The sequence below is a fragment of the Candidatus Binataceae bacterium genome (assembly GCA_035650475.1).
GTDB lineage: Bacteria > Desulfobacterota > Binatia > Binatales > Binataceae > JAKAVN01.
In genome coordinates this window covers 24,545-40,278 of the sequence record DASRHP010000001.1, presented here as the reverse complement: position 1 = coordinate 40,278, position 15,734 = coordinate 24,545, and the positions used below count along the sequence as shown (strand labels likewise).

Below are 15,734 nucleotides of genomic sequence, written 5' to 3'. Positions count from 1 at the left end.
GCTACTGGCCGAGCCATCCGACGCTGTCGAACAGCGCGAGCGAGTCGGCGAGCGCGCGCAGACGCGCCCGGTACTGCGCGCGTATCTGGAGCGCCTCGCGGATCGTGACCGCGCGAAAGCGCAGGCGCGCGCGCGGCGCGGCCTGTGCGACGCGGTCGAGATCGCACTGGAGCACGGTGCCGATGGTGGCGTAGCCGCCGCCGGTCACTGCGTCGCGCATCAGCAGGATTCCTTCCTTGCCGCCGGGCACCTGGATTGAGCCCACCGGGTAGCCGACGTCAACCACGTTGGAAGGATCGGAGCCCGCGCCGAAGGGCTGTTCGCGTTGGCGAAAGCTGAACTCGACGCCCTGGATTCGGTAGCCGATTCGATCGGCCTCGGTGGAGACGGTCCACGTCGTTTCCAGAAACTGCGCGGCGCTGTCCTCGGTGAGCCGATATCCGCACAGGCCCATCAGAATGCGCAGTTCGGCGACTTCGGGGAAGGTCGGCAGCAAGCGCGGGTCGAGCCGGCGTCCCGTCAGCTCGCGCGCCGCGCGCCGCGGCTCGCCCACCCGGAGAGCGTCGCCTTTGGCAAGCGCGCGGCCGCCGAGCCCACCGAAGCGGCCGAGCAGGTAGGTCGAGCGGCTGCCGAGCAGTTCGGGGACGTCGATTTCACCCGCGACGCAGACGTACGAGCGCACTCCCGCCAGCGCTTGTCCGCACTCCAGCCGGTCGCCCTTCTTGAGCTCCAGCGCGACCCACATCGGAGCGGGCGCGCCGTTGAGCCGCAGTTCGAGCGGCGCGCCGGTCACCGCGACCGTCAGGTCGGCGCCCGCTTCGAGCTCGGGCCCGAGGAACGTGGTCTCGAGCGCCGCCGCGCCTTCGTCATTGCCGACCAGCAGGTTTCCCGCGCGGAACGAGAACTGATCCATCGCGCCCGCCGGCGGCATCCCGATGTGGTACCAGCCGAAACGGCCGGCGTCCTGGACGGTGGTCAGCAGCCCGGGCCTCAGGACTTTGAGCATGCGCGGGCCTCATCCTGCAGGCGGTTGAGATAGCCCTCGGGGTCCTCGAAATACATTGCGGGGCGGAATTCCTGCTCGACGATTCCGTAGCGATAGGTTCCGGCCTCGACCTCGGCGCGGATGGCGTTGAACTCGTCAAGGTCGATCGGCCGCAGCTTCCAGCGGTCGGCGGGTTTGGCCAGGATGCGGGTCTCGCGCAGATCGGCGAGCCTGCCCTCGGGCTCGTACACCGGCACCGGCGTCATCCCGATCAACTGGTAGCCGCCGGGACCGCGCACCGGATAGATCGCCATGAATGCGCCGCCGTGGGAGACCGTGCGCTCGGGCGTGTCGGTGCGCGGGCGGACGTACTTGGGCGCCTGCAAGGCGCGCTCGCGCGCCACCATCTGGTAGCCCCAGGCGGTGCCGGGCACGAAGCCCACCATCGAAATCCAATATGGGCGCCCCGAATGCGCCTCGATGAATTCGCGCTTGTCGCTGAAGCCGTTGATCCGCATCAGGTATTCGAGATTGGTGACCGAGGGGTCCTGATGGCGGTCGGCGAATTGCCTGGCGCACTCCTTGGTCCACGGGTCGTCGTAGAGCACAGGGATGTCGACGAGGCGCGAGCTGATGGTCGTGATATGGGCGGCGGCGTGTTCGAGCTTGCGCAGCTCGGCGATCAGCTTGTCGGGATCAATCTCCTCCGGCCGGTAGTGCACGAGGTAGGACGCGTTGCCCGGACATACCTCGACCACGCCGGGGAGCTTCTCGCGGCCGATATCCTGGCAAATCGAGAGCACCTTGAAGTTCACCTCAAGGCTCATCTCGATGGCGAAGTCGACGAAGATGTATTCGTCCCCGCCGTAGTCGTAGCGCGTCTCCATCGGCGGCCGCCTCGCGCGCTAGCCCGCCATCTCGCCCAGCACCTCGTCCGCCACGCGGATGACCTCGCGAACGTCGTCCGCGGTGTGGGCGGCGGAGAGGAAGCCCGGATGGTTGGGCGTGAGCAGGACGCCCTTGGAGATCAGTCCCATGCTGAATTCGTACTGGCGCGCGTGATCGGCGCGCATCGCCGAGCGCTTGCCGGTGATCGGCGCATCGGCGAAGTGGACGTGGAAGAGCGAGCCGACGCCGGTGACCTGGACCGGGAAGCCCCGGCGCGCGGCGCTCTTTGCAATCCCCTCGCGCACCGCGTGGCCCATCGCGCCGACGTACTCGTAAACCGGGTTGCGCTCGAGCTCGGTGAGCGCGGCGATCCCCGCGGCCATGCTGATCGGATTGCCGGAGAAGGTCCCCGACGCGAAGCTTTTTTCCTTGAGGTCCGACGGCTGCTTGGTCGGCGTGATCACCTTCTCCATCAGGTCGCGCCGGCCGCCGAAGGCGCCGATCGGAAAGCCGCCGCCGACGATCTTGCCGATGCATCCGAGGTCCGGGCGCACGCCGAAGTGTGCCGCTGCGCCGCCCAGCCCGAGCCGGAAGCCTGTGACCACCTCGTCGAAGATCAGCATGATTCCGTTTTCGGCGGTGACCCCGCGCAGCGCGCGCAGGAATTCCGGCTCGGCGGGCACCGCGCCGGTGAAGAAGGCGGCCACCGGCTCGATGATCACCGCGGCGAGCTCGCGTGCGTGCCGGCGCACGAGGTCGATCGCGGCCATGTCGTTGTACGGCAGCATCAGGACGTTATCGACTACCGCGTGCGGGATGCCGGCGCAGTCGGGCGCGGAGGCGGGTTCGCTGTTCGGGCCGAGGCCCGCCGCGGCGCCGCCGATGAGCGACCAATCGTGCTGGCCGTGGTAGTTGCCCTCGAACTTGGCGATCCGTTCGCGGCCGGTGAACGCGCGCGCCGCCCGCAAAGCCATCAGGGTCGCTTCGGAGCCGCTGTTCACGAAGCGGATCATCTCCATGTAGTCCATCAGGCGCGTGACCCGCTTGGCCAGCTCGACCTCCAGCTCGGTCGCCATCAGCGGCAGGATCGCCTCGTCGATCTGATGCTTGACCGCGCGGCGGATCGACTCGTGGCCGTGGCCGAGGATCGCCGCGCCCACCGCGTCGAGCAGATCGACATAGTCGTTGCCGTCAACGTCGATGACGTGCGCGCCCGCGGCGCGCTTGAGGTAGAGCGGGTAGGGCTTGAGGAACTTGGCGTTGCCGCTGACCCCGCCGGGCAGGTAGTTGCGCGCCTCCTCGTAAATCCGGCGCGAGCGCGGCGTGCGCGCGACGTAGGCGTCGAGGAATTTCTGCAGCGCCATGGTCGCGCCTCAGGCTTCGGCGTGGGCGACGTGGCCGTTGCCGCCGAGTTGGGCGATTGCGCTGCGCGCGGCGACGCCGGCCTGCCGCAGCGCCTGATGGAGCGCGGTCAGCACTTCGGGCGCGTTGATCACGTCGCCGTGCACGCAGATGCTGTCGGCGTCGACGTCGATCTCGCCGCCGCTGGAGGTCGTAACCTTGCCTTGGGTGACGAACTTCATCACCAACGCGACCATCTCGTCGATATTTTCTTCGCCGTAGGTGCGCTTGACGCCGATCGAGCCGTCGTCGGAATAGACCAGGCCGGGGTAGAATTCCTTGACCACCCGAAAGCCCATCCGCTCCGCCGTCTCCAGCATCGGGTAGCGCGGCAGCGCGGGCAGGTAGCATACGAAGTTGGGATCGACTTCGCGGAAGCCTTCGAGGATCGCGCGCGAGTTCTCCTCGCCAAGTTGGGCCCAGAGGTAAAACGCGCCGTGCGGCTTGGCCGCCGCCAGCCGCACGCCCGCCGCGTCGGCGAACGCTTTGACCGCGCCGACCTGGTAAACCACGTAGTCGCGCGCCTCCTGGAGCGAGATATTCATCAGACGGCGCCCGAAGCCCATCATGTCGGGGAAGCCTGGATGGGCGCCCAGCGTCACGCCGTAGCGCTTGGCGGCCTCGACCGTGCGCCGGATCCAGACCGGGTCGCCGGCGTGGAAGCCGCAGGCGATGTTGGCGTGGTTGATGCGTTTCATCACCTCCTCGGGGCGGCCGAGGACGTAGTTGCCGAAGGATTCTCCCATGTCGCTGTTGAGATCGATCCAGGTACGCATCGTTGACGAACCTCCTTGCGGCGCGGCTCGCGCACGGCGCCGGTTTCAGCCTTTGAAGTGCGGCATCACTTCTTTCGCGAACAGCCGCATCGACGCCATCGTCTTGTCGGCGTCAACGCCCGGCAGTTGCATCCAGCAGATAAGGTAGTCCATCCCGAGTTCGCGCCGGTAGCGCTCTATCTCGCGCACGCAATGGTCGGGGCTGCCGATGATGAAGCGGTCGCGATGGCTCTCGAAGGTGACGGTGGCCGGGTCCTTGACCAGCGCGCCCGAGTCGTCGCGCAACGGTCGCACCGCCGACCATTTGCCGTACATCCCGCCGTGGATGTACATCACGCCGTCGCGCGCCTCGGCCTCGGCCTGTGCGGTGGTCGGCGCGCAGTAGACCTCGCGGATCACCGGTACGCAGGACGGGCTCTTGTTGAAGCGCTGGAGGTACTCGCCGTACATCGCCTGATGCTGCTTGAGCTCGTTGATGTGATGGCGGGGCGAGGCGACCAGCGCGTCGGCCCATTGCGCCGCCCGCCGGCATCCGGCGCGCGTCGAGGCGCCGATCCAGAGCGGCGGGCGCGGCTTCTGCACCGGCTTGGGCGTCACCATCGTCTCGGGGATGTTGTAATAGCGGCCGCGATGGGAGAACGACGCGGTGGTCCAGGCCTTGATCATGATTTCGAGCTGCTCTTCCATCCGCTGCTCGCGTCCGGCGCGTTCCTCTTCGTGGCCGGCGAATTCCTCGGGCCGGTAGCCGGCGGCGACACCGAGGATGAAGCGGCCATTGGAGAGGTTGTCGAGCACGGCGACGTCCTCGGCCGACTGGACCGGGCGATGGAGCGGCAGGAGATACATGCTGGTGCCGATGGTCATGTGGCGAGTGCGCGCCGCCATCGCGGCCGCGGTCACCAGCGGCGAAGGGCAGATGCCGTCGGCGAGGAAGTGATGCTCGACCAGCCAGGCCGACGCGTAGCCCATCTCTTCGCCCGCCGCGATCTGATCGAGCATCTCGCCGTAGACCTGGGCTTGGGAGATCGCCCGATCGGGCCGCGTCTGCAGGGAATAGAGGAGGCCGAAAAGCATAGCTTGCTCCGTTGGTCGGGTGATGGCGGCGCACCGCTGCGCGCTCTATACCACAGCAGCCGATGAGCAGATAGCCCGCGAGCGAGCGTCGCGGAACCGCCGCCGGATCGCATAGCGGCGGCGGCCACCGGAGTGAAACGCTTGCTTGACGCTGGGCGCGCGCCCAAGCTAAACGGCGACGTTAGTAGGGGCTTGCGGTGGTTAGCGTAGGTGGAACCATGGACCAGATCGACAGCTTGTCGCCGTGGTGGAGACGCTCGGTCGTAGTCGTCGTCCTGACTTGCTTCTGCGTACTGGGATTGGTGTCGCGGCGAACCTATCTTTTCGCGCCTCCGATACCGAAGGCTGCGGTCGACCCGTCGGGCGAGGTCGTGTACACCGCCGCCGACGTGGCCGCGGGCCAGGAGATATTTCTCAAGCACGGCCTGATGGAGAACGGCACGATCTGGGGCCACGGCGCCTATCTCGGCCCCGATTTCTCCGCGCTCTATCTTCATCGGCTCGCGCTTGAGGCGCGCACCACGATCGTGCGGCGGCGCGGCGCGATCACGTACGCGGCGCTTCGCCCTGAGGAGCGCGGTATCGTCAGGACCGACGTCGCGCGCCTGCTCAAGGAAAATCGCTACGATCCGCAAACCGGCACGCTGCGGCTTACGGAAGTCGAAGTCGATTCGTTCCGCACGCAGCTTGCGCAATGGACTGACTATTTCAGGGATCCCGCGACCAACGGCGGCCTGCCGCGCGACTATATCTCCGATCCCGCGCAAATTCGCCAACTGGCGGCGTTCTTCGCGTGGGCCGCATGGGCTTCGGTCGTCGATCGCCCCGGGAGCGACCATTCGTACACCAACAACTTTCCCTACGATCCCGACGCCGGCAATGTGCCGACCAGCGGCGCGATCCTGTGGAGCGCGCTCAGCCTGATCATGCTGCTCGGCGCGACCGCCGCGATCCTGTTCGCCTTCGGCCGCTTCGATTTCCTCGGATGGCGCGGCACCAGCGAGCACGTCCACCCGCACATGCTCGGTGCGGCGACCGCGAGCCAGCAGGCCACGGTCAAGTTCTTCGTTATCGTCTCGCTGCTGTTGCTCGCGCAGGTGCTGGTCGGCGGCGGCGTCGAGCACTATCGCGCCGACCCGTCGAGCTTTTACGGCATCGACATCTCATGGTTGTTTCCAAGCCAGCTCCTGCGCACCTGGCACCTCCAGCTTGCCATCCTGTGGGTTGCGACCGCCTTCGTCGCGGGCGGGCTCTTCCTGGCGCCCACCGTGGGCGCCACCGAGCCCGCGCATCAGGCGGCGTGGGTGCATCTCGCGTTCTGGGCGCTGGTGGTGGTCGCCGGCGGGAGCCTGGTCGGCGAGTGGTTTGGGATGCACGAGATGATGGGCAAGGTCTGGATGTGGTTCGGCAACCAGGGCTGGGAGTACCTCGACCTCGGCCGCGCGTGGCAGCTGATGCTCGCGGTCGGGCTTCTGCTCTGGCTGTGGCTGATATGGCGCGGGATCCGGCCCGCGCTCAAGGACGCCGAGCGCGGCGAGCTGTCGTCGCTGTTTCTATGCTCGGCAACCGCGATCCCGGTCTTCTATGTGCCCGCCTTCTTCTACCGGGTCGACACCAATTACGCAGTCGTGGACCTGTGGCGGTTCTGGATTATCCATCTCTGGGTCGAGGGATTCCTCGAGTTATTCGTGACGGTCGCGGTCGCGCTGATCTTTTACCACCTCGCGATGGTGAAGCGGGCGACGGCCGTGCGCGTCATCTACCTCGATGCGCTGCTCTACCTGGGCAGCGGAATCATCGGCACCGCGCATCATTGGTACTTCACCGGCCAGCCGGAAGTCACGATGGCGCTGGGCGCGATGTTCTCGGCGATGGAGGTGGTGCCGCTGACCCTGCTCACGCTCGACGCGTGGGACTTCGTGAAACTTACGCGCCGACAATGCGGGCTATGCGGCGAGTCGATCACGGTGCCGCACAGGTGGACTTTCTATTTTCTGATGGCGGTCGGGTTCTGGAACTTTGTCGGCGCCGGCGTCTTCGGATTTCTGATCAATTTGCCGATCGTGAGCTATTTCGAAGTCGGCACGCTGCTCACGCCGAATCACGGGCATGCGGCCTTCATGGGAGTGTTCGGGATGCTCGCGGTCGCCCTGATGGTATTCGCGTACCGGCAGGTGCTGTCGGGCGAGGCATGGGCGAGGCTGGAGAAATATGTTCGCGTGTCGTTCTGGGGATTGAACCTGGGCCTGGCGCTGATGCTGGCGGCCAACCTGTTTCCGGGCGGCGTGGTGCAGCTGCGCGACGTTCTGCATCACGGCTACTGGCACGCGCGCAGTATGCTGTTTCGCGACGAGCCGCTGATGCGGGCGATCGAATGGGCGCGGATGCCCGGCGACTTGGTCTTCATCCTGCTCGGCGTCCTGCCGCTCGTGATCGCGAGCATCAAGACCTACCTCGCGCTGTGGCGCGCGCCGACCGACGTGCAGGCCGGCGAGCGCGCTGCCGCGTGAGGGCGTTCGCGGACTCCAACAGGCCTGGGGCCAACAATGGTGTTACTGACTTGGCCTCTCCCGGCCTGCGGCCTGCCGCTGCGGCGGGCGTGGGGGTCTGCCCCCGTGGGTTCGTTGTGGAGCGCGCGTAGAATCCTGAGCCGAGCTTGCCGGAATACTCGGCCGGCACGCGGCAAGACCGTCGAGGTGCGCGCGAACGGGCCACCCGCACCCGCTCGCGCCTATGGCGTGGGCGAGAGCTTCGCCTGAAGAGCCGCTGGCCCTTGGCCCGCTGACGGGCGGGAGGCGACGGCGACGCCGGCACAGTCGCTCGTTGCCTCTGCCCGTGAGCGGGCTGGTGGCCCATGCGGAGCCGCTTCGAACTAGCGGAAGATCAACTCCGGGCCGCCGCCTTCATCGCGAACATCGAGCGTGCGACCATCGAGCGGTTCGACGAGGACGTCCTCGACAAAGATGCGCAGCCCCTGCTGCTCGAGTTGCTGATCACCCGGCTCCGGCTCGTTACGGATCGTGAATCCGACCGCCACCCGTCCTGAGTTGTCAGACACCGCACCGCGTCGAATCCGGATTCCAGCGCCGGCATCTCCTCCTTCGGCGGCTTTCGCAGCCTTCAGAAGCGCAGCTGCTCTCTTCGTCACGGTAAGCATATGTTCAGCCTCCCGGATTGGTTTCATCTGAAGTCCTTTTCGGGTTTGGAGCAGTCATTGGTGCATCGTGGATGGTGTTCGTGAATCGACAAAAACAACGTGTGCGGCGCCGCTGCCGGACGAAATCCGGACGCTGCTCGGCTGCGGTTCGAAGTTATGTGTGGGATTCCGAGGCCCGCGAACAACCGGTCCTCGCTCTTTGTAGGGTTTCTCAAAGCGGAATGCTTGTCAAGGCGGCGAGCGCGGGTTCGGCGGCACTTGGTGCGAGCGACCGAGAGCCGGAGGCAGGCTCGCTCAACCGAGCGCAGTCCAGGACCGCTCGCGCCGACGCGACCGCGCGGAAACGGCAAAGGGCCGGAGCAGCTATTGCGTCGGATTGATCCGGTCGCGCAGATAGGCAACGGCGGCGTTGAGCGTGGCCAGCTTGGGGTAATCGGCCTCGGGGATATCCACGCCAGTCGCCTCGTGGATCGCGATCATCAGGTTGAGCACATCCATTGAGTCGAGGTCGATCTGCTCGCGCAGGTCGGCCTCGGGATCAATGTCGGCGCCGGCCTCGGGCGCGATGTCGCCGAGCGCGCGCAGGATGAGCGCCTTTATTTCGTCGTCGTTCACAACTCCTCGGGCTTTTGCAAAATCCGCTCCAGCGCGGCGAGGAAGAGCGCCCCGCGATGGCCGTCGCTGGCGCGATGATCGGCGGCCAGCGTCGCGCTGATCACCGGACGCGCGCCCACCATCCCGTCCGCCGCCCACGGCCGTTCGACGATCTTGCCGAAGCCGACCAGCGCCACCTGCGGCGGATAGATGATGCCGAAGACGGTTTCGACGCCCTGCTCGCCGAGGCTAGTGACGGTGATCGTCGCGTCGGCGATCTCCGAGCTGCGCAGTACGCCCGCGCGCACGCGCTTTACGAGGTCGCGCAGGTTGACCATCAGCTCGCCGAGGCTCTTCTTGTCGACGTCGTGGATCGCCGGCGCGATTAGTCCGCCGCCCTGATGGAGAGAGATCGCGACGCCGACGTGGACCGCTTCACTCGGCTTGAAGCCGCCGTCGATCCAGAAGCCGTTCATCTCGGGAAACTCACGGACCGCAAGCGCAACGGCTTTCAGCAGAAGCACCGAATAGAGCATCCGCTCGGCCACCGGCCGCTTGAGATTTTCCGCCGTCAGCCACGCCGTCGCACGGCTCACGTCGATCCGCGTGGCGAGATAGTAGTGCGGGATTTCACGCTTCGAGCGCGCCATCGCCGCCGCAATCGCCTTGCGCATCGAGGCCCGCCGCTCCTCCGGCGAAACAGCCGGATGGACCGCCGGTGCAGGTCTGTACGCCGCGGCCGCTGCGGGAGCCGTCGCTGGCGGCGCCGGCGCGGGCGCGGCGGCCGGCGGGGCAGGGGCGCCAGCAGCGGCCCGGGCAGCGCGCTCGACGTCGGCCTTCGTGATCGCGCCGTGGGGCCCGGTCCCCCTGACCGTCGAAAGATCGACCTTCAGCTCCAGCGCCGTGCGCATCGCAAGCGGCGAGACCCGCATCCGGGCCGCAGGTGCTGCGGTCGGCGGCTTGGCGACCGGCGGCGGTTTGGCGATGGCGGGCGCCCCCGCGCGTGCGGGACGCGGCACGGCCGCAAGCGGCGGCGGGGCAGGGCGCGCAGGCGCGGCTGCGGGAGCGGGCGCGACGGGCGGCGGCGCGGGTTTCACCTCGGGCCCGGCGGCAGGCGCGCCCTCGGTCCTGATCAAGGCCAGGACGGTTCCGACCGGGACCTTCTCGCCCTCGGGGACGACGATGTTCTCGACCACGCCGGATTCGAAGACCTCGACCTCGATCGTGGCCTTTTCGGTATCGACGACGGCGATGATGTCGCCGCGTTTGACCGCATCGCCCGGCTTGACGAGCCACTGAAGGATGGTGCCGACTTCCATGTCGGCGCCGAGCGCGGGCATGCGGAATTCAGCCACGGTCTCCCATCATCGCGCGCACTTCCTCGACGATGCGCGCGGACTGCGGCAGCGCGGCGTCTTCGAGGTGCTTGGGATACGGAATCGGAACTTCGGCGCTGCACACGCGCGCCACCGGCGCGTCGAGCTCGTAAAACGCGCCCTCCATGATCCGCGCGCTGACTTCGGCCGAGATGCTGCCGCTGCGCCATCCCTCGTCGATTATCACCGCGCGGTGGGTGCGCGCGACCGACTCCAGGATGGTGTCGTTGTCGAGCGGGCGCAGCGTGCGCAAGTCGACGACCTCGGCGCTGATGCCGGCGGCCGCAAGCTCCTCGGCGGCGCGAAGCGTGCGCGCAAGCGTACCGCCGTAGGTAATCAGGCTGACATCGGCGCCGGGGCGGCGAATCGCCGCGCGGTCGATCTCCACCGCGCCGGCGTCGGCCGCCAGTTCGCCTTCCATGTTGTATAGCGCGTTGTGCTCGAAGATCAGCACCGGGTCGGGATCCTCGAGCGCCGTCCACAGCATGCCGCGGGCGTCCTCCAGCGTGGCCGGCGCGACCACCCGGATCCCCGGAATATGCGCGTACCATCCTTCGAGGCTGTGCGAGTGCTGGGCGGCGAGCTGGCGTCCCGCGCCGGTCGTCATCCGGATGACCAGCGGAATGTTGAACTGGCCGCCAGACATGTGAAGGATCGTTGCCGCGTTGTTGAGGATCTGGTCGAGGGCGAGCAGGCTGAAGTTGACCGTCATGATCTCGACGATCGGCCGCATCCCGCCGAGCGCAGCCCCGATGCCCGCGCCGACGAAGGCCGACTCGGAAAGCGGGGTGTCGCGGATCCGTTCGGGGCCGAACTCTTCGAGCAGCCCCTTGCTCACCGCGTAGCATCCGCCGTAGCGCCCGACGTCCTCACCCATCAGGAACACCCGCGGGTCGCGGACGAGTGCCTCGCGAATCGCCTGGCGCATCGCCTCGCGATACGTGGTGCGGACAAGCGCGGGTTGCGGCGCCGGTTCGCTCATCGCGCCGCCCTTTCCGAGTAAACGAATTTCGTCAGCTCCTCGACAGGCTCCCAGCTTCCGGCCTCGGCAAACCGGATCGCCTGCTCGATCTCGGATGCGGTTTCGTCTTCGATGAGCCTGAGGTCGTCGTCGCCGAGCAGTCCGGCCGCGCGCAGGCGCGCCTCGAACATCGGGATCGGGTCGCGCTTCTTCCACTCCTCGACTTCCTGCTTGTCGCGATAGAGCTGCGGATCGAACATCGAGTGGGCGCGGAAGCGGTAGGTGCGGAACTCGATGAAGTGCGGTCCGCCGCCGGCGCGGATCGCGCTTGCCGCCCGCCGCACCGCCTCCTCACAGGCGACGACGTCCATCCCGTCCACCGCCCACGCGGGCATTGCATAGCCACTCGCCTTAAGCGCAAGGTCGGTCTGCGCCTGCGCGCGCCGCAGCGCCGTGCCCATCGCGTAAAGGTTGTTCTCGCAGCAGAACAGCACGGGCAGCCGCCACAGCGCGGAGAGGTTCATGCACTCGTGAAACTCGCCCTCGGCCACCGCGCCGTCGCCGAAGAAGCAGGCGGTCAGGCGCGCGCGCCCCTGCAGCTTGTCGGCGAGGGCGAGCCCGACCGCCAGCGGCAGTCCGCCGCCGACGATCGCGTTGCCGCCGAAAAAGCGCGTGGCGGCGTCGAACAGGTGCATCGAACCGCCCCGTCCGCGGCTGCATCCCTCCTGCTTGCCGTACATCTCGGCCATCACCGATGCCGCCGACACCCCGCGCACCAGCGCATGGCCGTGCTCGCGGTAGGTGGCGACGATCGCGTCGTCGGCCTCGAGCGCCTGCATCGCGCCCACGGCGACCGCTTCCTCGCCGATATACAGATGGAGGAAGCCACGGATCTTGGCCGCGCTGTAAAGCTCGGCGCATTTTTCCTCGAAGCGGCGAATACGAATCATCTGGCGCAGAAGCACCAGCGCGTGTTCGCGCTCGAGCGCGGGATCGGCCGTATCCGCCTGAGTTCGCGCGGCCGCGCTGCGCGGGCCGGGCTCCGGCGCCTGATTGACCTTGCGGTTCACGACGATGCCGTCTCCGGCGATGCGGCCGGATCGGTTTCGAGGGTGGAAAGGTCGCCCTCGGGCAATCCCAGCTCGCGCGCCTTGAGCAGGCGGCGCATGATCTTGCCGCTGCGCGTCTTCGGCACGCTCGGCAGAAAGTCTATCTCCTTGGGCGCGACCACCGCGCCCAGGCGCTTGCGTGCGAAGCCGAGCAGGTCGCGGCGCAGCTCCTCGCTCGGCGCATAGGCGCTCTTGAGCGAGACGAACGCCTTGACCACTTCGCCAGCGACCGGGTCGGGCTTGCCGATCACTCCGGCCTCGGCGACCGCCGGATGCTCGAGCAGCGCGCTTTCGACCTCGAACGGCCCGATCAGATGCCCCGAGGACTTAATCACGTCGTCGGCCCGGCCCACGAACCAGAAGTAGCCGTCGGCGTCGCGCCGGGCGAGGTCGCCCGTCAGATACCACCCGTCGGCGAAGCACTTGCGGTAGCGCTCCTCCTCATTGAGGTACCCGCGAAACATCGAGGGCCATCCGCGCCTCAGCGCCAGCTCGCCCTCGACGTCGGGTTCTTCGATCACCTCGACGCTCTTGTCCGCACGCCGGCGCACGATCGCCGCCTCGATCCCGGGCAGCGGACGGCCCATCGAGCCCGGCCGGATGTCCATCGCCAAGTAGTTGGCGATCATGATTCCGCCCGTTTCGGTCTGCCACCAATTGTCGTGGATCGGAAGACCGAACGCTTCCTGGCCCCAGACGACGGCCTCAGGGTTGAGTGGTTCGCCGACGCTGGCGATAAAACGCAGGCGGTGGAGGTCGAACTTGCGAATCACCACGGTGCCGACCTTCATCAGCATCCGCACGGCAGTCGGCGCGGTGTACCAGACGCTCACGCCCTGGTTTTGCAGGATTCCGTACCAGCGCTCGGCGTCGAAGTCGGCCTCGTCGATCACGCTGGTGATGCCGTGGGTCAGCGGCGCGATGATCCCGTATGACGTTCCGGTCACCCATCCGGGGTCGGCGGTGCACCAGAACACGTCCTCGGGATGGAAGTCGAGCGCGTAGTAGCCGGTCATGTGGTGGGCCACGACCGCCTGATGAACGTGCATCGCGCCCTTCGGCGTGCCGGTGGTGCCGCTGGTGAAATGGAGCAGGGCGAGGTCCTCGGGGTCGGTCGGCGAGATCGAGAAGCGGTCGCCAGCCTCGGCCATCAGTTGATTGAGGTCGAGCGTCCCGGCGAGTCCATGGATTTCCTCAGAGCTGCCGACCAGCAATACGTGCCGCAGCCCCCCAAGCGCGCCGCGTATTTCCGCGACCTTGCGCTCGTACAGCGCCGCCGTGGTCACCAGCACGCGGCCGTCGCCGATAGCGATACGCTGGCGGATCGGCTCGGGGCCGAAGGCCGAAAATAGCGGACAGAAGACGCTCCGGTTCTTCAGTGTGCCCAGCGCCGCGATGTACAGCTCGGGGATTCGACCGGCGAGCGCAAATACACGCTCGCCCTTGGCGACGCCGAGGAGGCGAAGCACGTTGGCGAAGCGATTGCTCTGTGTGGATAGCTCCGCGTAGCTGAAATCGCGGACTGCGCCGCGCCTGGCGATGAAGCGCAGGGCCAGATGGTCGCGGCGTGCTCCGCCGGCGTGGCGGTCGACAGCTTCGTGGGCGATATTGAGGCCACCGGCGGGCAGGCCGTCGAGCGCGCGGCGCGCGGCCTCCCATGAGAATTCGGCGCGCGTGCGATTGTAGTCGGCCAGGTTAGGGACGACGGCCAGACCGCGCCGGGGCTTGGCGATAGTTTTCCAGTTCACCGTTGCCCGTCAGATGTATCCACGTGCACCACTTTGCGCGTCGAGTGTTCCGGATGGAGCCATCGGTCCAGCTACGGGGCTGACCGTTCGCGGTGTGGGAACAGCAGACGCCGCATCAGGGGGAACAGTTCGCGCTGCTCGCCCGCAATGAGGTCATCGAGGGTGGTGGCGAAGACGCAAAGGTTGCGCGCCGCGGCCGCTACTTCGTGGTCGCTGTCACGTTCGAACGAACTCGTCAGGATCATGTCGCGCAAGGCCATCAATTGCTCGTGCTTGCGCTTGGCGCGCTCGACTAGGTAGTGCGGGAAATCCGTGCGCGATTCGGCCCAAGGCAGGACGCTGCGATCCTCCTTCCTGAGATGCTCCACCATCATCGAATCTACGCGTTCCCATGCCTTGGCGGCGCTGTGGCGCAGCGCGCGGTCGGCGGGATCGAGCGCCAGGCGTGCGGCGACGGTGGCCGCTTCCATGAGCGGCTGTCTCAGTTTTGCGTCTTCCTCGGCGAGTTCGGCCAGGGTGAACTTCATCTGGAAGCTTTTGTTTGCGACGGCGACGGCCTTCTCTGTCTGCTTGGGTTCCATCATTCTCCCCGTTTGGCACCAGAGCGATTCGCCAAAGAGTGGTGCATTCGACGTGCCATCGCGGTCTCGCCTTGCCCCGCCAGCAGCTGATTGCCGCGCGGTGGTTTTGGTCAAACACCGGTTGGCATCTTTGATGCTCCACGTTCGGGTGCCGTCGAGCGCTGACAATCTCGGGTGGCGAGGAGATGCGGCCGCGGTGAAAGTATTGGTTGAAGATGCGCAGACTCTTGGGGCCCGGCCAGTCGTTTGGACCGACCCTTTCGGATGAGGCGTCGGGCGAGCGTCCTCGCAAACTAACTGCACGCTCCGCTGTCGCGGCAGTTCTGCTGGCGATGGTCATTTGGGCGCCGCTGGCAGGTGTGTATGCGCAAACCGAGCCCGTGCGCGTGCCGGTGCTCGTTTACCATCGCTTCGGGCCGGCTCTCGCCGACAACATGACGATGCGGACTACCGATTTCGCTGCCGAGCTCGCCTACCTGCACGAGAACCACTACCCAGTAATCCCGGCGCGTCAGCTGGTCGATTATCTCCGTGGCGCGCAAGCGCCGCCGCCGGCGCGCGCGGTCGTCATCACCGTTGACGACGCCCATCGCTCGGTCTTCAGCGACATGCTTCCGCTGGTCGAGAAATACAAAGTCCCGGTTACGCTGTTCGTTTATCCCTCGGCGGTCTCGAACGCGTCGTACGCGATGACGTGGGAGCAGCTCGCCGAACTCCAGCGCAGCGGCCTATTCAATATCCAGTCGCACACCTACTGGCACCCTAATTTCAAGGTTGAGCGCAGGCGGCTTTCGCCCGAGACGTACGACCGGTTCGTCCGCGACCAACTCACCAAGGCCAGGACCGTGCTCGAACGCCGCACCGGCGGCACCGTGAACCTGCTCGCGTGGCCGTTTGGAATTTACGACGCCGAGCTGATCCGGATCGCGCAACAAACGGGCTACATCGGCGGCTTTACCCTGGAGCGGCGGCCGGCGGGCCAGCCCGACAACCCGATGGCCATCCCGCGCTACCTGATGGCGGGCAACGTAAGCCTCGCCACCTTCGCCGCGATCGTACGCGGAAGGGCGCGCTGATGGCCGAC

At 67.0% G+C, this 15,734-nt stretch carries 14 protein-coding genes; 2 read left to right on the top strand and 12 right to left on the bottom strand.

The annotated features are described in order from the left end of the window. Nucleotide 1 precedes the first annotated feature (1 nt). From VFB33_00195 to VFB33_00175, 5 genes are read right to left on the bottom strand one after another with little or no spacing between them, the layout of a single operon-like run. Nucleotides 2–1,006: a biotin-dependent carboxyltransferase family protein gene (locus VFB33_00195; protein ID HZO80087.1), complete on the bottom strand. Its 1,005-nt coding sequence runs from the start codon at nucleotides 1,004–1,006 to the stop codon at nucleotides 2–4. Further along, nucleotides 991–1,872, bottom strand: a complete 882-nt coding sequence (locus VFB33_00190) for an allophanate hydrolase subunit 1 (protein HZO80086.1) — start codon at nucleotides 1,870–1,872, stop codon at nucleotides 991–993. The genes VFB33_00195 and VFB33_00190 overlap by 16 nt, the downstream gene beginning before the upstream one ends. Before the next feature lie 18 nt (nucleotides 1,873–1,890). Beyond that, a complete protein-coding gene (locus tag VFB33_00185) occupies nucleotides 1,891–3,237 on the bottom strand; it encodes a glutamate-1-semialdehyde 2,1-aminomutase (protein ID HZO80085.1) in 1,347 nt (448 codons plus the stop codon). A gap of 9 nt (nucleotides 3,238–3,246) precedes the next feature. Further along, complete coding sequence (locus VFB33_00180) at nucleotides 3,247–4,050, bottom strand: 5-oxoprolinase subunit PxpA (GenBank protein ID HZO80084.1); 804 nt, start codon at nucleotides 4,048–4,050, stop codon at nucleotides 3,247–3,249. A gap of 45 nt (nucleotides 4,051–4,095) precedes the next feature. After that, a complete protein-coding gene (locus tag VFB33_00175; GenBank protein HZO80083.1) occupies nucleotides 4,096–5,124 on the bottom strand; it encodes an LLM class flavin-dependent oxidoreductase in 1,029 nt (342 codons plus the stop codon). Between the two features lie 218 nt (nucleotides 5,125–5,342). On the opposite strand from VFB33_00175, the gene VFB33_00170 reads away from it, so the two are divergent. After that, a complete protein-coding gene (locus tag VFB33_00170) occupies nucleotides 5,343–7,634 on the top strand; it encodes a cbb3-type cytochrome c oxidase subunit I (protein ID HZO80082.1) in 2,292 nt (763 codons plus the stop codon). A gap of 362 nt (nucleotides 7,635–7,996) precedes the next feature. On the opposite strand, the gene VFB33_00165 is transcribed toward VFB33_00170, so the two are convergent. The 7 genes from VFB33_00165 to VFB33_00135 form a co-directional block, all read right to left on the bottom strand. Next, nucleotides 7,997–8,308, bottom strand: a complete 312-nt coding sequence (locus VFB33_00165; GenBank protein ID HZO80081.1) for a hypothetical protein — start codon at nucleotides 8,306–8,308, stop codon at nucleotides 7,997–7,999. A 336-nt stretch (nucleotides 8,309–8,644) separates the two neighbouring features. Then, on the bottom strand, nucleotides 8,645–8,896 hold the full coding sequence (locus VFB33_00160; protein HZO80080.1) for a phosphopantetheine-binding protein: 252 nt from the start codon (nucleotides 8,894–8,896) through the stop codon (nucleotides 8,645–8,647). After that, a complete protein-coding gene (locus VFB33_00155) occupies nucleotides 8,893–10,230 on the bottom strand; it encodes a dihydrolipoamide acetyltransferase family protein (protein HZO80079.1) in 1,338 nt (445 codons plus the stop codon). Before VFB33_00155 ends, VFB33_00160 begins: the two co-directional genes overlap by 4 nt. Continuing rightward, entirely contained in the window at nucleotides 10,223–11,233 is a 1,011-nt protein-coding gene (locus VFB33_00150; GenBank protein ID HZO80078.1) for an alpha-ketoacid dehydrogenase subunit beta, read from the bottom strand. The genes VFB33_00155 and VFB33_00150 overlap by 8 nt, the downstream gene beginning before the upstream one ends. Then, complete coding sequence (pdhA, locus tag VFB33_00145) at nucleotides 11,230–12,282, bottom strand: pyruvate dehydrogenase (acetyl-transferring) E1 component subunit alpha (protein HZO80077.1); 1,053 nt, start codon at nucleotides 12,280–12,282, stop codon at nucleotides 11,230–11,232. Before pdhA ends, VFB33_00150 begins: the two co-directional genes overlap by 4 nt. After that, on the bottom strand, nucleotides 12,279–14,069 hold the full coding sequence (gene acsA, locus VFB33_00140) for an acetate--CoA ligase (protein ID HZO80076.1): 1,791 nt from the start codon (nucleotides 14,067–14,069) through the stop codon (nucleotides 12,279–12,281). The genes pdhA and acsA overlap by 4 nt, the downstream gene beginning before the upstream one ends. A gap of 71 nt (nucleotides 14,070–14,140) precedes the next feature. Beyond that, complete coding sequence (locus VFB33_00135; GenBank protein ID HZO80075.1) at nucleotides 14,141–14,650, bottom strand: hemerythrin domain-containing protein; 510 nt, start codon at nucleotides 14,648–14,650, stop codon at nucleotides 14,141–14,143. 332 nt (nucleotides 14,651–14,982) lie between these two features. On the opposite strand from VFB33_00135, the gene VFB33_00130 reads away from it, so the two are divergent. Then, nucleotides 14,983–15,726 (top strand): polysaccharide deacetylase family protein, encoded by a 744-nt coding sequence (locus VFB33_00130; GenBank protein HZO80074.1) that lies wholly within the window; start codon nucleotides 14,983–14,985, stop codon nucleotides 15,724–15,726. The last annotated feature ends 8 nt before the right edge of the window (nucleotides 15,727–15,734 follow it).